The organism is Methylobacterium sp. 1A (assembly GCF_058072805.1).
In genome coordinates, this window is record NZ_JBYQVE010000001.1 from 42967 (window position 1) to 65471 (window position 22505).

At 72.9% G+C, this 22505-nt stretch carries 18 protein-coding genes and 1 pseudogene; 7 read left to right on the top strand and 12 right to left on the bottom strand.

Going from position 1 to position 22505, the window contains the following annotated elements; translation table 11 throughout:
* The first annotated feature begins 14 nt into the window (after positions 1 to 14).
* From ACX9MN_RS00225 to grxD, 3 genes are read left to right on the top strand one after another with little or no spacing between them, the layout of a single operon-like run.
* Positions 15 to 251, top strand: coding sequence for a BolA family protein (locus ACX9MN_RS00225; protein ID WP_007568343.1), 237 nt, complete (start codon positions 15 to 17; stop codon positions 249 to 251).
* 23 nt (positions 252 to 274) lie between these two features.
* On the top strand, positions 275 to 769 hold the full coding sequence (locus tag ACX9MN_RS00230) for a DUF29 domain-containing protein (RefSeq protein WP_489723496.1): 495 nt from the start codon (positions 275 to 277) through the stop codon (positions 767 to 769).
* A gap of 39 nt (positions 770 to 808) precedes the next feature.
* Entirely contained in the window at positions 809 to 1147 is a 339-nt protein-coding gene (gene grxD / locus ACX9MN_RS00235) for a Grx4 family monothiol glutaredoxin (protein WP_012318124.1), read from the top strand.
* 156 nt (positions 1148 to 1303) lie between these two features.
* Here grxD and ACX9MN_RS00240 read toward each other — a convergent pair whose 3' ends face one another.
* On the bottom strand, positions 1304 to 1960 hold the full coding sequence (locus tag ACX9MN_RS00240) for a class I SAM-dependent methyltransferase (RefSeq protein WP_489723497.1): 657 nt from the start codon (positions 1958 to 1960) through the stop codon (positions 1304 to 1306).
* 98 nt (positions 1961 to 2058) lie between these two features.
* Between ACX9MN_RS00240 and rlmN the strand changes: the two genes are divergently transcribed.
* The gene (gene rlmN / locus ACX9MN_RS00245; protein WP_489723498.1) at positions 2059 to 3333 is read left to right on the top strand and encodes a dual-specificity RNA methyltransferase RlmN; all 1275 of its coding nucleotides are present in this window, start codon (positions 2059 to 2061) and stop codon (positions 3331 to 3333) included.
* A gap of 103 nt (positions 3334 to 3436) precedes the next feature.
* Here the strand turns inward: rlmN and ACX9MN_RS00250 are convergent, their stop codons facing one another.
* From ACX9MN_RS00250 to ACX9MN_RS00265, 4 genes and pseudogenes are all read right to left on the bottom strand, one after another.
* Complete coding sequence (locus ACX9MN_RS00250; protein ID WP_489723499.1) at positions 3437 to 4561, bottom strand: mechanosensitive ion channel family protein; 1125 nt, start codon at positions 4559 to 4561, stop codon at positions 3437 to 3439.
* A gap of 293 nt (positions 4562 to 4854) precedes the next feature.
* Positions 4855 to 10161 carry an alpha-2-macroglobulin family protein gene (locus ACX9MN_RS00255; RefSeq protein WP_132368665.1) on the bottom strand — a complete coding sequence of 1769 codons (5307 nt, stop codon included), beginning with the start codon at positions 10159 to 10161 and terminating at the stop codon, positions 4855 to 4857.
* Between the two features lie 126 nt (positions 10162 to 10287).
* Positions 10288 to 10587, bottom strand: coding sequence for an antibiotic biosynthesis monooxygenase family protein (locus ACX9MN_RS00260; RefSeq protein WP_010685588.1), 300 nt, complete (start codon positions 10585 to 10587; stop codon positions 10288 to 10290).
* Between the two features lie 16 nt (positions 10588 to 10603).
* Positions 10604 to 11024 (bottom strand): annotated as a pseudogene (locus ACX9MN_RS00265) (Kdo hydroxylase family protein).
* Between the two features lie 206 nt (positions 11025 to 11230).
* Here ACX9MN_RS00265 and ACX9MN_RS00270 point away from each other — a divergent pair.
* Complete coding sequence (locus ACX9MN_RS00270; protein ID WP_026604809.1) at positions 11231 to 11680, top strand: DNA-directed RNA polymerase sigma-70 factor; 450 nt, start codon at positions 11231 to 11233, stop codon at positions 11678 to 11680.
* A 134-nt stretch (positions 11681 to 11814) separates the two neighbouring features.
* On the opposite strand, the gene olsB is transcribed toward ACX9MN_RS00270, so the two are convergent.
* Together olsB and ACX9MN_RS00280 are read right to left on the bottom strand one after the other, a co-directional pair.
* A complete protein-coding gene (gene olsB / locus ACX9MN_RS00275) occupies positions 11815 to 12813 on the bottom strand; it encodes a l-ornithine N(alpha)-acyltransferase (protein ID WP_091682363.1) in 999 nt (332 codons plus the stop codon).
* Positions 12814 to 12985: 172 nt separating this feature from the next.
* The gene (locus ACX9MN_RS00280) at positions 12986 to 13468 is read right to left on the bottom strand and encodes an Hsp20 family protein (protein ID WP_042673074.1); all 483 of its coding nucleotides are present in this window, start codon (positions 13466 to 13468) and stop codon (positions 12986 to 12988) included.
* 217 nt (positions 13469 to 13685) lie between these two features.
* Here ACX9MN_RS00280 and ACX9MN_RS00285 point away from each other — a divergent pair, with 217 nt between their 5' ends.
* Entirely contained in the window at positions 13686 to 14720 is a 1035-nt protein-coding gene (locus ACX9MN_RS00285) for an alpha/beta fold hydrolase (protein ID WP_056523499.1), read from the top strand.
* 4 nt (positions 14721 to 14724) lie between these two features.
* On the opposite strand, the gene ACX9MN_RS00290 is transcribed toward ACX9MN_RS00285, so the two are convergent.
* Positions 14725 to 15249, bottom strand: coding sequence for a SixA phosphatase family protein (locus ACX9MN_RS00290; protein ID WP_091979813.1), 525 nt, complete (start codon positions 15247 to 15249; stop codon positions 14725 to 14727).
* A 214-nt stretch (positions 15250 to 15463) separates the two neighbouring features.
* Here ACX9MN_RS00290 and ACX9MN_RS00295 point away from each other — a divergent pair, with 214 nt between their 5' ends.
* Positions 15464 to 16387: a class I fructose-bisphosphate aldolase gene (locus ACX9MN_RS00295; RefSeq protein WP_020092444.1), complete on the top strand. Its 924-nt coding sequence runs from the start codon at positions 15464 to 15466 to the stop codon at positions 16385 to 16387.
* A 13-nt stretch (positions 16388 to 16400) separates the two neighbouring features.
* Here the strand turns inward: ACX9MN_RS00295 and ACX9MN_RS00300 are convergent, their stop codons facing one another.
* The 4 genes from ACX9MN_RS00300 to ACX9MN_RS00315 all read right to left on the bottom strand — a co-directional run bounded on the left by ACX9MN_RS00300 (position 16401) and on the right by ACX9MN_RS00315 (position 22324).
* Positions 16401 to 17321, bottom strand: coding sequence for an NAD-dependent epimerase/dehydratase family protein (locus tag ACX9MN_RS00300; protein WP_489723500.1), 921 nt, complete (start codon positions 17319 to 17321; stop codon positions 16401 to 16403).
* A gap of 16 nt (positions 17322 to 17337) precedes the next feature.
* The gene (locus ACX9MN_RS00305; RefSeq protein WP_244539991.1) at positions 17338 to 18363 is read right to left on the bottom strand and encodes an MraY family glycosyltransferase; all 1026 of its coding nucleotides are present in this window, start codon (positions 18361 to 18363) and stop codon (positions 17338 to 17340) included.
* A gap of 122 nt (positions 18364 to 18485) precedes the next feature.
* Entirely contained in the window at positions 18486 to 20171 is a 1686-nt protein-coding gene (locus ACX9MN_RS00310; RefSeq protein WP_331326228.1) for a methyl-accepting chemotaxis protein, read from the bottom strand.
* A 110-nt stretch (positions 20172 to 20281) separates the two neighbouring features.
* Positions 20282 to 22324: a protein meaA gene (locus ACX9MN_RS00315; protein WP_489723501.1), complete on the bottom strand. Its 2043-nt coding sequence runs from the start codon at positions 22322 to 22324 to the stop codon at positions 20282 to 20284.
* Positions 22325 to 22505 lie beyond the last annotated feature (181 nt).

The window sequence follows — 22505 nt, forward strand, 5'->3', positions numbered from 1 at the left end:
CGAGGAGTTTCCCGATGCCGATGGATGCGGGCGAGATCGAGCGCATGATCCGCGAGGCCCTGCCGGACGCGCAGGTGGAGATCCGCGACCTCGCGGGCGACGGCGACCACTACGCCGCCACCGTCCTGTCGGCGGCCTTCAAGGGCAAGACCCGGGTGGCGCAGCACCAGATGGTCTACGGCGCCCTCCAGGGCCGGATGGGCGGCGTGCTCCACGCCCTTGCGCTGACCACGGGCGTCCCGCAGGATTGAGCCTTCTCGCGGGAGCTCTCCCGATGGATCGACCGAGTCTCTACGACGACGACATCGTGACCTGGGCCGAGGAGCAGGCGGCGGCCCTGCGCGCGCTGGCCGAACGGCCTGAGCTGTCGAACGCGGTCGATTGGGAGAACGTTGCCGAGGAGATCGAGAGCAAGGGGCGTTCGCATCTGCGGGCCGTCGAGGGGCTGTTGATCCAGACGCTCGCCCACCTCCTCAAGCGCGCGTCCGCCCCGCTCGCGCCGGCCAGCCTGCATTGGCGGGAGGAGGTCGCGACCTTCCAGATCACCGCCTGGAACGCCTACGAAGCGTCGATGCGGCAAAGGCTGAACTGGAGCAGGATCTGGAAATCGGCCTTCACGGCTGCCGAGGCTGGTCTTAGCGCCTATGGGAACGCGCTGCTCCCGGGGCTGCCGGAAGCCTGCCCGATCCGTCCTGAGGATCTGCTGACCGAGACTTTCGATATCGAGCGCGCACTTCGTACGATCGCTGCTTCGGTTGCGCGCCGCTGACTCAGACCTCACATACGACCCACGAACAAGGACAGAGCGATGACCGACGTCAACACGACCATCCAGAACGAGATCGCCTCCCAGGACGTGGTGGTGTTCATGAAGGGCACGCCGCAGATGCCGCAATGCGGCTTCTCGGGGCAGGTGGTGCAGATCCTCAACTACCTCGGCGTGCCGTTCAAGGGCGTGAATGTCCTGGCCGACCAGGAGATCCGGGAGGGCATCAAGGCCTTCTCGAACTGGCCGACCATCCCGCAGATCTACGTGAAGGGCGAGTTCGTCGGCGGCTGCGACATCACTCGCGAGATGTTCCAGTCGGGCGAGCTGCAGACTTTCCTGTCCGAGAAGGGCGTGCCGGTGAAGACCGCCGCCGCCTGACTCTTTCGAGACTCGGCACATTGGATGAGGGCGCCCGCGGGCGCCCTTTTTCGTGCCCGTCTTTGCGAGCGGAGCGAAGCAACCCAGGGCAGCGCGAGCTCGGCGGGCGTGGCGCCGCTGGATTGCTTCGCTCCGCTCGCAAAGACGGCAACCGACTCAGCGCGGCTCGCGCGCGACGAACAGCGCCACGCAGCCGACGACCGTGATCTCGACCGACCGGAACCGCTGCTCCAGCGCCGCGCGCAGCGCCGGCAGGGTGTCGGCGGCGTTCGAGAACACCCCCTTGCGGTTGTAGACCCGCATCAGCGCCCGCGCCGCCCCCGTGGTCGGGACGCCGCCCGCGAGGATCGTGGCGCCGAACACCACGCCGTCATCGGCCAGGCACGGTCGCACCGTGTCGAAGGCCCTCGCCTTCGCGGCGATGTCGCCCGGCAGGCAGTGCAGCAGGTAGGTCATCCCGATCGAGTCGAACGGCGCGATGCCGGTGGCCGGGGCGGCGAGCACGTCGACCCGGTAGGTCTCGGGCCGGTAGCGCGCGATCCGGTCGGCCGCGAAGGCGAGGCTGTCGGCGTTGAGGTCCATCAGGCCGACCCGCGGCGCGGGCGCCGGGAACCGGCATCGGTCGAGGTACCAGCCGGTCCCGACCCCGACGTCGAGATGCGCGAGGCCCGCGTGCCGGTCGTAGAGATCAAGGATCCGCGCCGTGGGGCAGCGCCAGATCAGCGGGTTCGACAGGCGCAGCACCACGAGGTCGTAGATCTGCAGCGTCCGCGGATTGTAGATCGCCTGCCCGGCTCGGGTGTCGGTCGCCATGGCTCTCCGTCAGGCCCCCTGTGGGCGGCGCGCATTCGCCTTCGCCGCCGCGATCGCGTATATCAGACCCTTTCCAACGTATGGATCGTTTGAACGCCATGGCGACGCCGTCGCTCGACAGCGCCCGCGCGGCCGATGCCGCGATCGAGAAGGCGCCGGATCTCCTCCCCGAGGCGCTGCCCGGCCGCCGCCCCTCGCTGGTCGGCCTGACCCGCGACGCCCTCAAGGCGCAGCTCATCGGCATGGGCGTGCCCGAGCGCGAGAGCCGGATGCGCGCCGGCCAAGTCTGGCACTGGGTCAATTTCCGCGGGGCGTCTGACTTCGCCGAGATGACCAATGTCGGCAAGGCGCTGAAGGCGCAGCTCGCCGAGCACTTCACCCTGGAGCGGCCGGAGGTGGCGAGCCGGCAGGTCTCGCGCGACGGCACCCGCAAGTGGCTCCTGCGCATGGCGCCGACCAACCGGCAGGAGCACAACCGCGGCGCCGAGATCGAGTGCGTCTACATTCCGGGGCCCGACCGCGGCACGCTGTGCGTGTCCTCCCAGGTCGGCTGCACGCTGACCTGCTCGTTCTGCCACACCGGCACGCAGCGCCTCGTGCGCAACCTGTCGGCCGCCGAGATCGTGCAGCAGCTCGTCACCGCCCGGGACGAGCTCGGCGACTGGCCCGGCCAGATGCCGAGCCGCGACGCCGGCGGCGCCGGCGAGGTCGGCCGGCTCGTGACCAACATCGTGTTCATGGGCATGGGCGAGCCCCTCTACAACCTCGACGCCGTGGTCGACGCGGTCGGGGTGATGTCGGACCAGGAGGGCCTCGGCCTGTCCCGCCGCCGGATCACGGTCTCGACCTCGGGGGTCGTGCCGCAGATCCCGCGGCTCGGCGAGCAGGCCAACGCCATGCTGGCGATCTCGCTGCACGCCGTGCGCGACGACCTGCGCAACGAGTTGGTGCCGCTCAACCGCAAGTACCCGATTGCCGAGCTGCTCGCGGCCTGCCGCGCCTATCCGGGCCTGAGCAACGCCCGCCGGATCACCTTCGAGTACGTGATGCTGAAGGGCGTCAACGATTCGGACGCGGACGCGCGGGAGCTGGTCCGCCTGCTCAAGGGCATCCCGGCCAAGATCAACCTGATCCCGTTCAACCCCTGGCCGGGTAGCCGCTACGAGTGCTCGGACTGGGACCGGATCGAGCGCTTCTCCGAGATCGTGTTCAACGCCGGCTACGCCTCGCCGGTGCGCACGCCCCGCGGCCGGGATATCCTGGCGGCCTGCGGCCAGCTCAAGAGCGAGACCGAGAAGCTGCGCGCCCGCGCCCGGCTGATGCAGGAGGAAGGCATCGGCGTGGAGAGTTTTTACGCCGGCGCCGACGACTGACACCCGTCTTTGCGAGCGCAGCGAAGCAATCCAGAGTAGCGCCACGCGCACAGATGGCGCGCAGCCCTGGGTCCCTTCGCTGCGCTCGCGATGACGAGGTGGCTCACGCCGCAAACCGCCGCTCCTCTGCACGGCGAAGCGGCATCTCCGCGGCCCCGACCCATTCCGTGCGGTGCCGCGGCAGGGCCTCCGGGTGCTCGGCCTGGAGCCACGTGATCATCGCCTCGCGGACCACGCAGCGCAGGTCCCAGGCCTGCGGCGCGTTGCGGGCGCTCACCAGCATCCGGATCTCGATCGTCGCTTCCTTCGCGTCCGAGACCTGGAGGTTGACCACCTTGCCGTCCCACAGGGGCGTGGCCCTGGCGATCTCGGCGAGCTTCTCGCGCATCGCCGCGACCGGCGCCCGGTGGTCGACGTAGACGAACACGCTGCCGATCAGCGAGGCGCCGTCGCGGGTCCAGTTCTGGAACGGCTTCTGGATGAAGTAGGTCAGGGGCAGGACCAGCCTGCGCCAGTCCCAGAGGCGGACCACCACGTAGGTCGCGGTGATCTCCTCGACCCAGCCCCACTCGTTCTCGACGATGATCGCGTCCTCGATCCGGATCGGCTGCGTGATGGCGATCTGGATGCCGGCCACGAGGTTCGACAGGACCGGCTGCATGGCCAGACCGAGGACGAGGCCCGCCGCGCCCGCCGAGGCGAGCAGGCTGACGCCGTACTGGCGCACCGGCTCGAAGGTCATCAGCGCCACCGACAGGGTGACCAGCGCCACCAGCGTCACGCCGGCCCGCTCCAGGATGCGCATCTGCGTGAAGTGCTTGCGCGCCAGGAGGTTGTCCTCGGCGTCGAGCTTGAACCGCCGCAGGTAGATCACCGTGGCGATGTGGAGCGCGGTGGCGCAGCACCAGCCGGTCAGCGTCACGAACGCCACCAGCAGGATCTGGTTGAGGGCGATCCGCACCTCCCAGGACAGGTGCACGGTGGTCGAGGCGAGGCTGATCGCCACGACGATCAGGCCGAGGCGGCTCGGCCCGCGGGTGCGCGAGACCAGCGAGCGCCAGAACAGGCTCTTGCCCGCGACCGCCCGCTTCATCGCCCGGTAGACCACCCCGTGCAGGGGCATCACCACGGCGCAGCAGGCGACGATGAGGATCAGGCTCTCGGCCCACCACGGCAGGTAGGCCAGCGCGCGGGCTGCGGAGCCGGCGAGCGCGTCGAGGTCCGGCATCGGGCATCGCTCCACGGGTTCCGAACGGGACCTGTGGGAATGGGTGGGCGCTCGCGGCGGTTCCGCAGCGCACCATGTGCCTGCCGCAACGCAGCAGCCCGGCCCGGCGGGTTGCGCCTCCGTGCTCGAGGCCGAGGCCGGACGATGCCCTCAGCACCACCGTCCTTGCGAGCGGAGCGAAGCAATCCAGGGAAGCGCCACGCTCACCGACGGCGCGCTGGCCCTGGGTCGCTTCGCTTCGCTCGCGATGACGGGAGGTTGAAGTCGAGCGGAGCGCGCGAACGCCGGCCGCCCTACTTGGCCGCCCCCACCGTCACGCTGCCCGAGGCGGTCCGGCCGAACCGCGCCGGCCGGTACATGTCTTCCACGGTGGCGCCCGGATGGACGTAGGTCCCCGGCGAGACCGCACGCACCGTGTAGGCCACCGTGAAGAAGGCCGACTGGCTCGGGTCGCGGTCGTAGGCGGCCACGAACCGGTCGTCCCGGAACTCGGTGTGGACCGGCTGCACGTCGGACTTGGCGAAGGCGAGCCCCTGGAGTGCGTCGGCGTCGAGGAGCTTCGGATTGTCGATCTCCAGCCCCGCCGGCAGCGGATCGACCAGCAGGAGCCGCGCCGCCTCCGCCTTGGCCTCGGTGACCTTGAGCACCACCACCAGCCTGTCGTTCTGGCGCAGGCCGCTCGCCGGATCGACGACGCTGCCGTCGAGGCGGCGGAAGCTGCGCTCGATCGTGTAGCCCTGCTGCGCCGCCGGCTCCGGCACCAGGGGGCTGCCGTTGACGGTCACGGCCACCTGCACAGGCGCGCGGCCGGTATTGGTGAGCTGAACGCCTCGGTCGGCCAGGGCCGCCTCCCGATAGACCCGGGCCAGCAGGCCGGTCTGCGAGGCGCCGTCCAGGGTGAACGAGAGGGTGCCCGCCTCGTTCGACAGGCTCTCGGCGGCGAGCACCAGCCAAGCATTCTCCTGCGTGCTCGTCGAGCGCTCGGATTGCTGCTCCTCGCCGAGCACGGAAGCCGCGGGGCCCAGCGCCCCCTGCGCCAGCCCGCTCTCGGCGGCGAGCGTGATCAGCCCGGCTCCGTCGCGCAGGCGGGAGCCGTAATCGGCGCGGTAGACACCCTTGTCGCGCTCGGCGCGCAGGACCGTGAGCGCCGATTCCATGGTCTTGGCGGCGCGGCCGCGGTCGCCGAGCAGCGCCAGGGCGGCGGCGAGCTGCGCGCGCCCGAGGGCGGAGGAGAAGTCGCCGATCTTGGTGTCGGCGAGGTAGCGCAGGTCGCCCATCACCGGCCGCCCGTTCCGGGCGAGCACGTACGCCGCGTAGGCGAGGTCGGCGCCGCCGTTGCGCACCTCGGTGGCGTTGGCCACCGCGTTGCGCAGGTAGTCGAGGGCCTGGGCGAAGGCCTTCTGCGGCACCGCGAAGTTGCGCTCGCGGGCGCGGGTCAGGAAGTCGGTCACGTAGGCGTCGAGCCAGAGGTCGCTCGATCCCTGCGCCGACCACAGGCCGAAATCCCCGCTCGAATCCTGGCGGGCGAGCAGGCGCTCGATCGACTCGCGCACCCTTTCGTCGGCGCCGTTGTCGAGGGCGAGCTTCTCCAGCGCCGCGAGCTTGTTGACGTAGAGCAGCGGCATCGCCCGGCTCACCACCTGCTCGGAGCAGCCGTAGGGGTAGCGGTCGAGCGCCCGGAGCAGGGCCGCCACGTCGACCCCCGGCAGGGCCGTGGCCGAGAGCGAGACGCTGCCGGTGCCCGGCTGCAGGTCGGCGAGGAGGTCCGAGGTCAGCGTCAGGTTCGCCCCCGGGGCGAGGCTGCGCACCGAGCGGCGCAGCAGGGCGCCCGTCCCCGGCGAGATCCCAAGGGCGAAGCTCTGGTTGAGGGCGGCCGGGAGGCCGGGCCCCGACAGGGCGAGGTCGAGCCGGGCCGTGCCGGGTCCGGCGGCGGTGAGGGGGATCGCGAACTGGCCCTTCGCGCCGGCCTCCAGCCGCAGCGTCTGGCGCAGCGCGCTGGCGCCGACCACGACCGGGCCGGTCGGGCTCAGGTCGACCGTGTACTCGCCCGCCTGCCCCTCGACGTTGTCGAGGGCCACGAACAGGCGCGAGCGGTCGCCGGTGTCGAGGAAGCGCGGCAGCGTGGCGCTGAGCACGACCGGGTCGCGGATGATCACGTCGGCCTGGGCCTGCCCGACCCGGTCGCCGCTCCAGGCGGTGACCATGACGCGGCCGGTGCCGTTGAAGGCCGGGATCGGGAAGGTGACGCTGGCCGCGCTGTCCGGCCCCACGGTCACGACGCCGGAATAGAGCGCCAGCGGCGCCTGGGTCGGCGGGGAATCGGCGAGCTCGCCGCCGCCCGCGTCGCCGCCGGAGCGGATCGCCCCGGCCGAGCCCTGCATGCCGTCGATCAGGTAGCCGTAGAGGTCGCGGACCTCCGGCCCGAGTGCCCGCTGGCCGAGGAAGTACTGGGTCGGGTCCGGCGCCGCGTAGCGGGTCAGGTTGAGGATGCCGACATCGACCAGCGCCACGGTGATCCGCGCCGGCTCGCCGGCCTTCAGCCCGGTGAGCTGGACCGGCAGGGTCAGGTCCTGGCGCGGGCGCGCCCGCTCCGGCGCCTTCAGGGCGACCCCGAGGCTGCGGCGCTCCCGGTCCACCGAGAACCACGCCAGACCCAGCGCCCGGCCGGGCAGGCGCTTGGCCGCTTGGTCGAGGGGCCGGTAGGCGGTGGCCACCAAGTAGGCGCCGGCGCCCCACTCGGCCTTCACCGGGATGCTGACCGTGGTGCCGCCCTCCGGCACGCTGACCTCCAGGGTCTGGTGCACGCGGTCGCTGACGACCATCAAGCTGGCCTGACCCTTGAACTTCGGGCTGAGCTTGGCCCGCAGCGTGTCGCCGGCGGCGTAGGCGGCCTTGTCGAGGGTCAGGTCGAGCAGGTCGGGCGCCTCCGCGGTCTCGGAGCCGCCCCAGCCCACCTCGAAGCCGAGGCTCGCACCCGCCTCCGGAGCGCCCGCGGTCGAGACCTCCAGCCGGTAGCGGCCGAGGCCGACCGGCGCCTCGATCCGGCTCGGGCCGGCGGCCGTGAGGTCGACGGTGCCGCTGGCGACGCGCCGGGCGGACTTCACCGCCTCGAACGACCAGCGCCCGTCCGCCCGGTACCACTGGTAGGAGGAGTCGATCCGCGACAGGGTCCAGCTCACGCCCGGCCGGGCAACGAGCGCCCCGTCGGGGCGCGCGAACACCACGTCGAAGCCGGCGATCCCGCCCTCCTTGAGGTCGGTGAAGCCCTTGCGCAGGGCGAGGACCGGGCTCGCCGGGAGGATCGGCAGGGTCAGGCTGCGCGACAGCGCCCGGCCTCCGGGCTCGCCGACCGCCAGCGTGATCTTCGCCTCCAGCGCCCGCGGCGCCGCGACCTGGGGCACCGGCACCGTGACGGTGGCGGCGCCCTGCGCGTTCGTGGTGGCGTGGTCCTGCAACTCCTGGGTCGTCGGCTCCACGGCCTCGTCGTCGAGACCGATGGAATAAGTCTCCAGTCCCTTGATGCCGCTGGTGGCCGCCGCCTGCACGGTCACGCTGCCCGACACGTCGAGATCGGAGCCCGGGGCGCCGTAGAGGTAGCGGGCGGCGACGTCGACCTGCGCGGCCTCGCCCCGGTTCAGGGCCGCCTGCCGGGCCTTGAGGGTCACCTCCAGCCGCTCGGGGACGTAATCCTCCACGAGGAAGCTGGTCTCGCCGATCGCGGGCGCCTTCGGGTCCGTGTAGGCGGAGACCCGCCACGTGCCGTGCATCGCCCCCGACAGGAGCGGCAGCGGCAGGGCCCGGCCGCCGAGCCCCTGGTCGGGCACCGAGACGCGCCGGTACTCGACGCCGTCCGGCCGCTTCACCACCAGGGTCAGCGGCAGGTCCGGCACGGCGGCGCCGCGGGGGTCGCGCAGCAGGGCGGTGAGCTGGACGGTCTCGCCCGTGCGGTAGACCCCGCGCTCCGGGAACAGGTAGGCGTCGAGGCCGCCGGTCTCGGGCCGTCCCTTCACGCCGCGGTCGGTGAGGTCGAAGGCGCCGAGGTTGAGGTCGAGGAAGCCGTAATCGCCGCCCGCCTGGGCGACCACGAGGCTCGGCGCCAGACCGCCCTCCCCGCGGGCGAGCCCGGGATCGAAGGCGACGTGGCCCTGCGCGTCCGTGGTCCGGGTGCCCAGCACCTCGTTGTTGCGGGCGACAAGCCGGATCTCGGCGCCCGGCATCACCTGCGCGGAGGCGAGCGAGCGCAGGACCACGGTGACCCCGTCCCGGCCCTTGGTGGCGGTGAGCCCCAGGTCGGAGACCACGAACCACTGGGTCGCCTGGGTGTCGTACTCCTCGTCGGAGGCGGCCGTGCCGGAGGGGCGGGCCAGCATCACGTAGAGGCCGGGCTCGAGCTTGCCCACGGCCTGAAGGACCGGGAAGGCGGTGACGGCCTCCTGGTTCAGCTCGGCCTTGGCGGTGTCGAGGGTGCCCTTCCAGACGCGCTGACCCTTCTCAGACGCGATCGTCCGGGCGGTGGACCCGCTGAGCTGGCCCAGGAAGTCCTCCGACCGCAGGGTCGGCAGCAGGCCGCGATCGCCGATCCGCAGAACCTCGACGTCGAGCTTCGGCGCGTTCACCGAGACCAGGGGCACGCCCGCTTGGCCCGTCCGGGGCAGGACGTAGTTGCGCCCGGTGAAGCGCACCTGCGGGGCGCGGTCGCGGACGTAGATCTCGTAATCGGCGGCCTTGAGCAGGCTCTCGCCGACCGCGGAGGGCAGGCCCTGGCGGACCACGATGGCGTAGCGGCCGCCGTGCTTGAGTCCGTCGACGCAGACCTGAGAGCCCTCCCCGGTCACGGCGGCCGCGCTGCTGCCGGAGACGGCCACGAAGGGGGCGTAGTCGGTCTTGGGGCGGATCGCCTCCGAGAAGGTGAAGCAGGCCCGGGGAGCGGCCGCGTCGGAATCGACCTTGTAGTCGAGGATGCGGAAGCCGTGCTGCGCCCGCACGGTCTCGTAGGTCTCCCGGACCGAACCGGTCTCGGCCAGGGCGAGGCTCGCCGCGTAGGCGTCGAGCGCCGGGCGCCACGATTCCTGCTCGGCCTCGGCGGCGCCGAGCGCCGCCAGCGCGGCTGCGGCGTCGGCCGCCGTGCCGGCGCGCTCGTAGGCGCGGTAGGCGGCGGCCGTCACCCGCCCGCGCAGACGCGACCGGCCCTGGTAGTCGTTGTCCTCGAGGGCACCCAGGGCCGCCGCGGCCCCCCGGGCATAGGCCTGCCAGTTGCGCGCGTCGGCGGGATCGGCCGCCACCGCGGCGGTCAAAGGCGCCAGCGCCTCGTCGGGCTTGTCGGCGGCGAGCAGGGCCAGCCCGGCCGCGCGGGACTGGCCGGCGGGCCGCAGCGGGCCCCCGGCCTCCGCCTTCAGCGCGGTCTCCAGGCGGACCGCCGCGCTGGCGAGGTCGGCCCGGACGAAGGTCCTGGCGAACGGCGCGGCGACAGCCGTCGCCGGGCGGGGCGCGGTGCGGGCCGCAGGTGGGGACAGGGCTGGCGAGGTCTGGGCGAGGGCCGGATTGCCGGCGATTCCTCCGAGGAGCGCCAGGGCACCCGCGAGCCGTCCGAGCCGCGCCATCAGCCTGTTCCCCACCCGCAATCCCGATGATTCGTTCCGGGTCCCGTCGCGCGGGAGCCTAGCACCGGCGGTCGGGCTCGCAACGCTTCGGATCGCTGTAGGCCCCGCCCGGCTTCGCGCCGAGGCTCAGAACGCCTTCAGCACCTGCTCGGCGTGCTCGACGGCGACCGGGCCGGCGAAGCAGTGGGAGACCAGGGCGCGGTAATCCTGCCAGGGCTGCGAGCCGGTGAAGTCCTTGGTGTGGGCCTCCAGCGTGTCCCAGTGGATCAGCAGGCGGTAGCGCTGCGGATGCTCGATCGAGCGCCGAACCTCGAAGTGCCGGCAGCCCTTGGCCTGCTTGAAGATCGCCGAGGCCTCGGTGATGCCCTTCTCGAACTCGGCCTCGAGGCCGGGCTTGATCTCGATCTGCGCGATTTCGAGGATCATCGGTGCGGTTCCTGTCTCAGGTGCGACGGGCGCGGCCGAGCTTGGCCGCGAGGATGCGCTGCGGGCTTAAGGTGGGGTCGGCCTGGGCGGCGACCGGCAGGTAGGCGGTCTGCTCCAGCATGTAGCGGCCGCCCATGGCACCGTGCATCACGAGGTCCGAGAGGGTCCCGGGTGAAGGCGGGGACGCGGATCAGCAGCCGGCGCAGGAACTCCTGCACCTCCGGCGTGCCGGCCGCGCCGCGCAGCTCGGCGGCCGCGCCGCGGATGCTGACGTTCTCGGCCCTGCCGTCCGCGAAGGGCCGCTCGGTGAACCGGCGCTCGAACGCGCTGAACGGGAAGGGCAGATCGGGGAACAGCAGCACCGCCGCGGCCTCCAGCCCCCGCGCCCGGGAGCCGGACGCCTCGCCGGGGACAATTCTGCGGATCGGGGTGATCATCGTCTGCGCGCCCGCGGCCGTCACGGTCCGGCCCCCTCTAGCGGAGCCGCCGGGGGGAGGCCAGGGCCGCGCATTTCCGGTGGACGGCGGGTGTCATCCACCGGCGCGGCGGTGGGCACCCGCCGGATCGGCTTGCGCAACCGCTTCGTTCCCGGCACGTTCCCCGGCCAGCACCCGGCCCGAGAGCCCGGCGGAGGATGGCGCCGATGGCGACCCTGAAGGAATTCGAGGAGGCCCTGCGCGAGCACGGCATGAACATGGCGCTGGCGCTGCTGGAGCGCCTGCGCGAGCGCGACCGCGCCACCCGGACGGTGAAGCCCGCCCGGCGGCTGACCGGACAGAAGATGACCCCGGAACTCGCGCGGGCGATCCTGGACCTGCACGCCACGACGGGCATGACCCAGCAGGAGATCGCCTTCAAGGTCGGGGTCAACCAGGGCCGCGTGAACGAGGTGATCAAGCGCGGCAAGTGGCTGAGCGACGACCCGAACGCCCCGGAGGCCGTGGCCCGCGACAAGGCGGTGGCCCGGATGCGCGGCGACCCGAAGCCCAGGAAGGCGGCCGCCGCGCGCCCCGCCTCCGGGCGGGCCAAGGAGCGCAAGGCCGCGCCGCCGAAGGCGCGCAACCAGGGTCAGCTGGCGCTGGGGGATCTCTGAGGGGCGGCCGCCGTCGTCCTCGCGCGGATCGGAGCAACCCAGGGCAGCGCGACCCTGCGAAGCGCGGCGACGCTGGATCGCTCCGCTCTGCTCGCGAGGACGGTACGGGCTCCCGCCTCCGATGCCCCGCGCTCTCACCCGGCCGGCGCGAAATGGCCCCGGTAGCGCGCCCCGATCACCTCGACCGGCAGCGCGACGAACACGTCCGTCGTTCCGAACTGGCGGTCGATCACCGCGCCGTCGCCGAAGGTGGCGCCGAGGCGCAGGTAGCCCTTGATCAGTGGCGGCAGCGCCTGCAGGGCCGCCTTGGCGTCCACCGCCTCGCGCGGCATCCGGTCCATCGCCACCGCCCGCTCCGGCAGCGCCCGGGCCCGCCAGCCCTCCGGCGCGCGGGCGTGGTGGTGCAGGAAGGCGAGCGGCAGGGCCAGCCGGTCCGGGTCGGTGCCCTCCAGGCTCGCGCAGCCGATCAGCGCGTCGATCCGGTGGTGCAGGACGTAGGCGTAGATCCCCTGCCACAGCAGCTCGACGGTCCGCTTGCTCCGGTAGGGCTTGAGCACGCAGGAGCGGCCGAGCTCTAGGAGCCGCCGGTGCCCCTGCGCGGCGAGAAGCGGCGCGAGGTCGTACTCGCTCTCCGAGTAGAAGCCGGTATGCCGCTCGGCCACCTCGCCGCGCAACAGCCGGTAGGTGCCGACGACCTTCGGGCGCGGCTCGACGAAGGGCTTCTTCCGCCGCGGCGCCGCGTGGTCGAGGACGAGGAGGTGGTCGCAGACCGCGTCGTAACCGTCGACGTCGCGGCGGGACAGGGCGGCGAGCCCGGAGGGCACCGCCGACATCTCCTCGTAGAAGACCTTGTAGCGCAGCCGCTGGGCCCGCCGGATCTCCGATTTCCGCGTCGCCAGCCGGACCTCGAGGCTGCCGATGCGGCCGAGGCTGCGGCCCTCGAACGGCTCGGGCAGGCGGATCGCCCGCTCGGCCGAGAGCACGTCGTCGATTCCGCCCACGCCCGCGACGCCCGGCAGCGGGACCGACCGGCGGCGCAGCTTGGCGATCGGCGCGCCGACGCCCCATTGCACGCCCCTGTGCCAGCCGGCTCCGAGCGCGCTGTAGGCTCCGCGGGCGAGATTGGCGACCATCGTCGGGTTCACTCCGGGTGCGCGTCCGTGCACCGTCGAATCCGACAGAGAGCACGACGGCCACACGCCATTATGACAGCCGCCACGAGAAAGCGCCCCGGCCGGGGCCGGGGCGCTCCAAGAACCTCATCGGTACCTGATATGGACCTGACGGTTCCCCCGCGGGGCGGGGTCAGGCGGCCTGCTGGACCGCGTCCTTGCGGACGTCGCCCTCGATCACCGGGGCGCTGGGGCGCGCCGCCGAGGCGATCTCGATGCGACGGGGCTTCTTCGCCTCCGGAACCTCGCGGACGAGGTCGATGTGGAGGAGGCCGTTCTCGAGCGCCGCACCCGTCACCTGGACGTGGTCGGCGAGCTGGAACCGCCGCTCGAAGGCGCGGGCCGCGATGCCCTGGTGCAGGAACTCCGCCCTGCCCTCGGCCTTGCGCTCGCCCTTCAGCGTGAGGGCGTTCTCCCGCACCTCGATCGACAGGTCTGACTCGGTGAAGCCGGCGACCGCGACGGTGATGCGGTAGGCGTTCTCGCCGGTCCGCTCGATGTTGTAGGGCGGGTAGGTCGGGGCCGCCTCGGCGCTCGCGAACTGGTCGAGGGCGGAGAACAGGCGGTCGAAGCCGACGGTGGAGCGGTACAGGGGAGCGAGATCGAACTGACGCATGACATATCCTCGTCTGAGCAACATGCAATTCCGGTCCGCCCGATGGGCCGGACCCGTCTCTCGTGCCGCCTGACGGCCGGCACAGACGAGATATCGGAGGGGGAAAATCGCGCTTCAAGACCCCCGGTGAGGGTCGGAAACGAGATTTTTTCGCTACGGTCGCAGAGTGCATCCGGGCGTGTATCGGACGATGCGCGGAGGCGCTGAGGTGAGGCCAGTGAGACGCTTCGACGGTGACACCGGGCGCGAGCCGCCGCTCCTGACCCTGCGCAGCACGCCCGACAACCCGGTCCCGCCGGGCGGCACGCTGATCGCCGTCGGCACGCGCGACGACTGCACCCTGCGGGCGGCCTACTGGCAGACCACGGCGCGCACCTGCCGGGGCACGGTCTGCCTGCTCCAGGGCCGGGCCGAGTTCATCGAGAAGTACTACGAGACGATCCACGAGCTGCGCGCCCGGGGCTTCGCGGTCGTGGCGTTCGACTGGCGCGGCCAGGGCGAATCGGACCGCCGGGTCGACGACCCCCACAAGGGCCACGTCGCCCGGTTCGACGATTACCGGCTCGACCTGCGGGCGGTGGCCGAGACGATCTTGGTGCCGCTGATGCCCGAGCCCCATGTCGGCCTCGCGCATTCCATGGGCGGATGCGTCGCCCTCCTCGCGGCCCTCGACGGGGCGCTGCCGTTCCGGCGGTTGGTGACCCTGGCGCCGATGCTGTCGATCCGGATGGTCCGCTGGCCGGCCGGCGCCGCGATCCTGTCGCGGGGCCTGCAGAGGCTCGGCCTCGGGAGCCGCTACATCCCGTTCGGCAAGCCGGTCTCGATCGCCACCAACCCGTACGCCGGCAACCGCCTGTCGCGCGATCCCATCCGCTACGCCCGCAACGCCGCGGCGGCGCGGCAGGTCGGCGCCGGCGCGGTCGGCGACCCGACGATCGCGTGGCTCGCCGAGGCGTTCCGCGCGATGGCGCGGCTGCGCGACCCGCGGGCGGCGCCGCGGATCGGGCTGCCGACCCTGATCGTCGCGGCGGGCGCCGACCCCGTCTGCGGCACGGCGGAGACCGAACGCTTCGCCGCCCGGCTGAAGGCCGGCCATATCCTGGTCCTGCCGGATTCCCGGCACGAGATCCTGACCGAGCGCGACGCGATCCGGCAGGATTTCTGGGCGGCCTTCGAGGCCTTCGTGCCGGGCTCGCCCCTGCCGACCCACGCGGAGGTCGAGGCGCACGCCGTGGCGGTGCCGGTCGCCTGAGGCGTCAGCCGCCGAGATCCGGGTCGATGTCCCGCGGGCGCACGTACCGGTCGAGGTGCCCGCGGTCCGGCGCGATCTCCGCCCAGCGGTCGCCGTCGAAGTCGATCACCACGAAGGCCGCGGTCGGGAATTCCAGGGCCAGCCGGTCCCGGGCCGCCCGCGGTCCCGAGCCCGCGAGGATTGCGGCGAGGTCGCCGAGGCCCGGATTGTGGCCGACGACGATCAGCGTGGCGGCCGCGTCGGGCGCCTGCCGGATCACCCCGAGGATCCGGTCCGCCGGCGCCTCGTAGATCTCGGAATGCCAGCGCGTCTCGGGGCTGCCGAGGGCCGCCTCCATCGCGGCCCAGGTCTCGCGGGTCCGCGTGGCGGTGGAGACCAGGGCGAGGTCCGGGCACAGGCCCTCCCGCGCGAGGTGGGCGCCCACCGCAGGGGCGGCCCGGTCCCCGCGCGCGTTGAGCGGGCGCTCGTGGTCCGCCACGCCCGGCGGACGGTCGGACTTGGCGTGCCGCAGCAGGATCAGCCTGCGCATGAGCGAACCTCTGACGCGTCTCGTGGGCCGGTCTCGGGGCTGCCGGTCCGGGCGCGCGCGACCGGACCGGGCGGCGCCCGCTCCCGCCCGGTTAGCCGAAAGCGCCGCGTGCGGGAACCGCGGCTTTGCCCGCACCGTTCCGACCGGGAGCCGTCCGCAGCACGGCCCGCGGCCCGATCCGCGGCGCGACGGTCTCTGGCCAGGAGGCTGCCCGATGGACCGATCCGCCCGCGTCACCGAGATCCTGTCGTGGTACGGGGCCGACAGCCCCGGGACCCTCACCAACCTCGCCCGGATGCTGGAGCACGGCAAGCTCGGCGGCACCGGCAAGATGCTGATCCTGCCCGTCGACCAGGGCTTCGAGCACGGGCCCGCCCGCAGCTTCGGCCCGAACCCGCCGGCCTACGACCCGCACTACCATTTCGAGCTGGCCCTGGCGGCGGGCTGCAACGCCTACGCGGCGCCGCTCGGCTTCCTCGAGGCGGGCGCGCGCGACTATGCCGGGCGCATCCCGCTCATCCTGAAGCTCAACGATCACGACCTCCTGGCCGACGAGGAGGATCCCGAGCAGGCGATCACCGGCTCGGTGGCCGACGCCCTGCGGCTCGGCGCCTGCGCCATCGGCTTCACGATCTACCCGGGCTCCGCCCACCGCAACGCCATGTACGGGCAGATCCGCGCGATCGCAGAGGAGGCCAAGAGCGTCGGCCTCGCCGTGGTGATCTGGTCCTACGCCCGCGGCTCGGCCCTGTCGAAGGAGGGCGAGACCGCCATCGACGTGATCGGCTACGCGGCCCAGATCGCCGCGCAGCTCGGCGCCCACATCATCAAGGTGAAGCTGCCCTCGGCCCATATCGAGCAGCCGGCGGCGAAGAAGGTCTACGAATCGACCGGCATTCCGATCGGCACGGCGGCCGAGCGCGTCCGCCACGTGGTGCAGTGCGCGTTCAACGGCCGGCGGATCGTGATCTTCTCCGGCGGCGCCCAGGCCGAGGAGGCCAGCTTCCTCGACGAGATCCGCGCCATCCAGGCGGGCGGCGGCTTCGGCTCGATCGTGGGCCGCAACGCGTTCCAGCGCTCGAAGGCGGACGCCCTGTCGCTGCTCGGCAAGATCACCGACATCTACGCGGGCCGCTGAGGCAGCCCCGCGTTCAGCCGCCGTCGCGGGCCAGCCGGGCGAGCCCGTCGCGGGTCGGCCCGGCCGGCCGCCAGCCGAGGGACGCGAGCCCGTCGGCGCGGGCGACGAGACCCTCGGCGACGCGGGCGAACTGCGCGTCCCGGCCGGTCAGCCGGCAGGCCAGCCGGAGGAGCCCGGCCGGGACCGGGACGAGGCCCGGGCCGCGGCCGAGGCCTCGTCGGAGGGCCGCGATCATCTCGGGCAGGCTGAGCGGGTCCGGATCGGCCGCGACGAGGGCGCGGTTCAGGGGGGCGGGCGCCGCCAGCACCGCGTCCACGGCACCCGACAGGCTCTCCAGCGAGATCAGCGAGCGCCGCGCCGCGAGGCCGCCCAGCGGCAGCGGGTAGGGACTGCGCGCCAGTCGCAGGAGCGCGGCCATGTTGCCCTTCACGCCGGCGCCGTAGACGAGGACCGGGCGCAGCGCGACCCAGTCCAGGCCCGTCTCGGCGAGCGCCGCCTCGGCCTCGAGCTTTGAGCGGCCGTAGGCGTCGGTGGGCCGGGGCGGATCGCCCTCCCCGACCACGCCCGGCGCGCTCGCCCCGACCTGCGCGCGGATCGACGACAGGAACACGAAGCGGCGCACCTTCGCGCGCGCCGCGGCCTCCGCCAGCCGGCGCGTCGCCTCGGTATTGAGCGTGCGGTAGTCGTCCTCCGGTGCCCCCGACATAGCATGGGCGAGGCCGGCCGAGTGCACCACCGCGTCGACGCCGCTGAGGGCCGCCGCCATGTTGATCGGGCGGGTCAGGTCGCCGACGACCGCGCTCGCCGCGCCCTCCGGCACGGTCGTGGGCCGGCGCAGCAGCACGCGGACCCGGTAGCCGCGCGCGGTGAGGTCGGCGAGCAGGTGGCGGCCGATGAACCCGGTCGCCCCGGTGAGCGCGATGAGTCCGGTCACGGCTGGGCGGCCTCTGTCACGGCTGGGCGGCACCTTCGGCTGGGGCCGGCGCCGGGGCGCGGGCGAAGCGGCGGAGCAGGACGGAAACCAGGGCGAGCCCGGCGACCGATGCGGCGAGCGTGACCGGCCAGGACGGCCAAAACAAGGTCGCGGCGGCGAGCGCCGCCAGGGCGAGATTGACCGCGAACACCCGTCCGACCACGCCGGGCACGGACAGCCCGTTGACGGTGGCCCGCTGGTAATAGTGCCCGCGATGGGCCTCCCAGACCCGCTCGCCCCGCGCCGCCCGCGCGGCGAGGGTCAGGCTGGCATCGGCGAGGTAGACGAGCGGCAGCAGCAGGGCGGCGGCGAGCCCGCCCGCCAGGGCGAGCTGGCACAGCAGCCACGCGGTGACGAGCCCGACCGGCAGCGAGCCGACATCCCCGAGGAAGAGCCGCGCGACCGGCCGGTTGAACGGCGCGAAGCCCAGCACCGCGCCCAGCAGGCTCGCCGCCACCAGGGTCGGCAGCGGCGGCAGGTGCCCGGCGAGGCCGATGAGCAGGAGCGCGCCCGCCACTGGGACGATCTCCGCGACCGTCATCCAGTCGAGCCCGTCCATGAAGTTCGTCAGGTTGACGAACCACAGGCCCGCCAGCAGCGCGAGGCCGCGCTCCAGCCAGAGCGGCAGGCCGGGCAGCAGGCGCCCGTCCAGGTGCCAGACCAGCAGGCCGACCACGACGGCCTGCACGGCGAGCCGCAGGGCGGCTGGCAGCGGCCGGACGTCGTCCACGGCGCCGAGGACCGCCAGGGCCAGGGCTCCGCCGGCGAGCCAGATCCAGTCCGGCCGGCCGCCGATCTCCGGCGCCGCGATCAGCAGGCCCGAGATCGTGACCAGCGCCGTCACCACGGCGATCCCGCCCCCCTGGGGGGTCGGCACGGTGTGGCTGGAGCGGGCGTTCGGCCGGGCCAGAGCGTAGCGCTGCAGCAGCGGGCGCAGGCGCAGGATCAGGCCCGCCGAGAGCGCGGCGGCGAGGGGCACCGCCAGGAGCAGGATCGCGGTCAGGGCGGACGGCAAGGCGGACGGGAGGACGGACAGGGCGGGCGGCGCGTCGGGCGGCAAGTTGGGCGGCAAGTTGGGCGGCATGGCGCCGTCCTACGCGATCCGCCGCCCGACCGTGAGGGGGGCTACGCCGCCCGCACCGTGTCGAGGAAGCGCGCGACCTCGGCCCCGAGATGCTCGGACTGACGCGACATCTCGCTCGCGGCCCCGAGCACCTGGGCGGCGGCGGCGCCGGTCTCCTCGGCGGACTGGGCGAGGCTCGCGATGGTGCCGGTGACCGCGCCGGTGCCGGCGGCCGCCTCGGCGACGTTGCGGACGATCTCCTGCGTGGCCGCGCCCTGCTGCTCCACGGCGGCCGCGATGCTGGAGGCCACGCCGTCGATCTCGCGGATGCGCCGGCCGATCCCGTCGATCGCCGACGCCGCCTGCCCGGTGGAGGACTGGATCCGGCCGATCTGGCCGGTGATCTCCTCGGTGGCCCGGGCGGTCTGCTCGGCGAGCGCCTTGACCTCCGAGGCCACCACCGCGAAGCCGCGGCCCGCGGCGCCGGCGCGCGCCGCCTCGATCGTGGCGTTGAGCGCCAGGAGGTTGGTCTGGGCGGCGATCCCGGAGATCAGCGCCACCACGTCGCCGACCTTCGCGGCCGCGCCGCTCAGGTCCTGGACCAGCGCCACCGTGTTGGTCGCCTCGGCGACCGCGACCCGCGCGAGCTCCGCCGAGCTGCTGACCTGCCGGCCGATCTCCTGCACCGAGGAGCCGAGCTCCTCGGCGGCGGCCGCGACGGTGTTGACGTTGGCGGCGGCGTCGCTCGCGGCGCCCGCGACGGTGCCGGACTGCCCGGCGGCCTCGGTCGCGCTGCCGGTCAGGGTCCGGGCGGTGGCCTCCAGCTCGGTCGCGGCCGCCGACACGCCGCCGACGATGCCGCCCACCGCCTGCTCGAAGGCGTCGGCCATGGCCCGGGTCGCGGCCCGGCGCTGCGTCTCGGCATCGGCGCGGGCCAGCGCCGTCTCGGCCTCCAGGGCGCGCGCGCGGACGAGGTTGTCGCGGAACACCACCACGGAGCCCGCGAGCGCCCCGATCTCGTCGCGGCGCTCCTGCCCGGAGATCGCCACCTCGGCGTCGCCCGCCGCGAGGCGCTGCGTGACGGCGGCGATCTTGCGGAGCGGCCCGCTGACGCCGCGGGTCACCAGCACGAAGGCCCCGAGCGCCACCAGCAGGGCGAGGCCGGCGAGCGCCAGCACGTTCCGCTTGGCGGCGTCGTAGGTCTGCCCGATCAGCGTGCCGCTCGCCTGCGAGCCTTCGCCGTTCAGGGCGACGAGCTTCTCCCAGTCGGCCATGATGGCGCGGATGCTGTCCGACATCACCGTGTTGTAGATCCGCTGGCCGCCGGCAACGTCGCCCGCCTCGGCCTTGGCCACCGCCTCCCGCTGCTGCTCGGCGTAGGTGGCCACGTGCTGGCGGAAGGCCGCGTAGGCCTCGCGCTCGGGCTGGGTCAGCGGCAGGGCCTCGTACCGGGCGTACTGGGCCGCGAGCAGCGCGTCACGCTTGGCGATCTGGTCGGCGACCTCTGCGCGCAGCGCGGGCGTGTCGGCGGTGATCAGGCGGACGGCGTTGACCCGCTGCCGCATGAAGTTAATGCCGATCCGGCCGAGGGCGTCGGTGGCCGGGATGCGCGTGTCGCGCAGCTGCGCGGCGGCGGACTCGATGCGGCCGAGCTCGGCCAGCGAGAGGCCGCTCGTCGCGGCGATCAGCAGCACCAGGGCCGCGAGACACAGGCCGAGCTTGGCCGCGATGGAGATACCGGCGCGCATAGGATTCGTCCCCGGTCCCGCACTTGGGACCGGGGCCTATGCTTGTCTGAGAAATATTAAGGTTGTTTGGTCCTGCCCGGACCGCGCGCGGTCCGGGCAGGCTCGGTCCGCTAGTAGACCTGGGCCTCGGCGCGCGGCGGATCCGCCGGGCCGTCCCGTCGATCCAGACCCTTCTCCACGACCTTGGCGAGCCCGACCATGATCTGGTCGATGGCGTAGTCCTTCGGCGTGTAGACGGCGCGCACGCCCATGTTCTTGAGGACCAGCTCGTCCTCCGGCGAGATGATGCCGCCGACCACCACCGGGATGTGGTCGAGCCCGGCCTCGCGCATCTTGGCGCGGACCTCCCGCACCAGCGGCACGTGGGAGCCGGACAGGATCGACAGGCCGACCACGTGGGCGCCGGTCTCCTTGGCCTTCGCGACGATCTCGGCCGGCGTCTGGCGGATGCCGTCGTAGGTGACGTCGAAGCCGACGTCCCGGGCGCGGAGCGCGATCTGCTCGGCGCCGTTGGAGTGGCCGTCGAGGCCCGGCTTGCCGACCACGAGCTTCGGCGTCTCGCCGAGCCGCTCGCCGAGATCGGCGATCAGGAGCTTGGCCTCCTCGGCCGCGCCGCTGGAGACGGTCTCCACGGTGACGCCGGTGGGCGCCCGGTACTCGCCGAAGACCGCGCGCAGGCGCGCGCCCCACTCGCCCGTCGTGACGCCGGCCCTGGCGGCCTCGATCGAGGGCGGCATGATGTTGGCGCCGGAGCGCGCCGCCTGCTCCAGGGCGTCGAGGGCTTGGCCCACGACGTTCTCGTCGCGGCGGCCGCGCCACTCGCGGATCCGGCTCTGCGCCTCCATCTCGACGGTCTCGGAGACGGAGAAGATCGCCCCCTCCCCGGCCGTGAGCGGCGACGGCTCGCCCTGCTGCCACTTGTTGACGCCGACCACGATCTGATCGCCGGCCTCGATGGCCGAGATCCGGCGCGCGTTCGACTCCACCAGCGCGCGCTTGAGCGCCCCGGTTTCCACCGCCGCGACCGCGCCGCCGATGCCGCCGATCCGCTCCAGCTCGGCGCGGGTCTGCGCCTTCAGCTCCTCGACCTTGGCCTCGATCACGTGGCTGCCGTCGAAGATGTCGTCGTATTCGAGGAGGTCGGTCTCGAAGGCCAGGATCTGCTGCATGCGCATGGACCATTGCTGGTCCCAGGGCCGCGGCAGGCCGAGCGCCTCGTTCCAGGCCGGGAGCTGCACCGCGCGGGCGCGGGCGCGCTTGGACAGCGTCACCGCCAGCATCTCGATCAGGATGCGGTGGACGTTGTTCTCGGGCTGCTGCTCGGTGAGCCCCAGGGAGTTCACCTGCACGCCGTACCGGAAGATGCGCTTCTTCGGGTCGTCGATGCCGTAGCGCTCCCGGGCGATCTCGTCCCAGAGCTCCGAGAACGCCCGCATCTTGCAGATCTCGGTGACGAACCGCAGGCCCGCGTTCACGAAGAACGAGATCCGGCCGAAGACGTCGGAGAAGCTCTCGGCGTCGAACTCGGGGTCCTCGCGCACGGTGTCGAGCACCGCGATGGCGATGGCCAGCGCGTAGGAGAGCTCCTGGACCGGCGTCGCCCCCGCCTCCTGCAGGTGGTAGGAGCAGACGTTCATCGGGTTCCACTTCGGCACGTTCTTGGTCGTGAACAGGATCACGTCCTTGGTGAGCCGGAGGGACGGCGCGGGCGGGAACACGTAGGTGCCGCGCGACAGGTACTCCTTGATGATGTCGTTCTGGGTCGTGCCCTGGAGGGCGGCGATCGGCGCGCCCTGCTCCTCGGCCACCGCGAGGTAGAGCGCCAGCAGCCACGGGGCCGTGGCGTTGATCGTCATCGAGGTGTTCATCTGGGCGAGCGGGATGTCCTGGAACAGGGTCCGCATGTCGCCGAGATGCGCGATCGAGACGCCGACCTTGCCGACCTCGCCGCGGGACAGCTCGTGGTCGGGGTCGTAGCCGGTCTGGGTCGGCAGGTCGAAGGCAACCGACAGGCCGGTCTGGCCCTTGGCGAGGTTGCCCCGATAGAGCTTGTTGGACTCCGCCGCGGTCGAGTGCCCCGCGTAGGTGCGGATGATCCAGGGCTTGTCGCGGCTCGACTTGTCGCTCCTGGTCTCGGCGACGCTCGCGCCCATTCCTCGCCTCCGTGTGATCTTTGTATCCGCGCGGGGCGCGGCCTTGCGGTCACCGTAGCGAAGGCTTGAGCACGCGTCATCCGGGACGGAAGTGCAAGACGCCCGCGCGGGCATCCGCGGCTCATGAAAAAACTTGCCCGCCGGAACAGCGGGATTTGAAGGCGCCGCGGCGCGCCGCCGC

Bases quoted from the DNA above. Each gene is read 5' to 3' on its own strand.
- ACX9MN_RS00255 (WP_132368665.1), bottom strand. From the start codon at position 10,161: ATGGCGCGGCTCGGACGGCTCGCGGGTGCCCTGGCGCTCCTCGGAGGA.
- ACX9MN_RS00290 (WP_091979813.1), bottom strand. From the start codon at position 15,249: ATGCGCAGGCTGATCCTGCTGCGGCACGCCAAGTCCGACCGTCCGCCG.
- ACX9MN_RS00270 (WP_026604809.1), top strand. From the start codon at position 11,231: ATGGCGACCCTGAAGGAATTCGAGGAGGCCCTGCGCGAGCACGGCATG.
- grxD (WP_012318124.1), top strand. From the start codon at position 809: ATGACCGACGTCAACACGACCATCCAGAACGAGATCGCCTCCCAGGAC.
- olsB (WP_091682363.1), bottom strand. From the start codon at position 12,813: ATGGTCGCCAATCTCGCCCGCGGAGCCTACAGCGCGCTCGGAGCCGGC.
- ACX9MN_RS00315 (WP_489723501.1), bottom strand. From the start codon at position 22,324: ATGGGCGCGAGCGTCGCCGAGACCAGGAGCGACAAGTCGAGCCGCGAC.
- ACX9MN_RS00295 (WP_020092444.1), top strand. From the start codon at position 15,464: ATGGACCGATCCGCCCGCGTCACCGAGATCCTGTCGTGGTACGGGGCC.
- ACX9MN_RS00260 (WP_010685588.1), bottom strand. From the start codon at position 10,587: ATGATCCTCGAAATCGCGCAGATCGAGATCAAGCCCGGCCTCGAGGCC.
- ACX9MN_RS00280 (WP_042673074.1), bottom strand. From the start codon at position 13,468: ATGCGTCAGTTCGATCTCGCTCCCCTGTACCGCTCCACCGTCGGCTTC.
- ACX9MN_RS00240 (WP_489723497.1), bottom strand. From the start codon at position 1,960: ATGGCGACCGACACCCGAGCCGGGCAGGCGATCTACAATCCGCGGACG.
- ACX9MN_RS00310 (WP_331326228.1), bottom strand. From the start codon at position 20,171: ATGCGCGCCGGTATCTCCATCGCGGCCAAGCTCGGCCTGTGTCTCGCG.
- ACX9MN_RS00225 (WP_007568343.1), top strand. From the start codon at position 15: ATGCCGATGGATGCGGGCGAGATCGAGCGCATGATCCGCGAGGCCCTG.
- rlmN (WP_489723498.1), top strand. From the start codon at position 2,059: ATGGCGACGCCGTCGCTCGACAGCGCCCGCGCGGCCGATGCCGCGATC.
- ACX9MN_RS00250 (WP_489723499.1), bottom strand. From the start codon at position 4,561: ATGCCGGACCTCGACGCGCTCGCCGGCTCCGCAGCCCGCGCGCTGGCC.
- ACX9MN_RS00230 (WP_489723496.1), top strand. From the start codon at position 275: ATGGATCGACCGAGTCTCTACGACGACGACATCGTGACCTGGGCCGAG.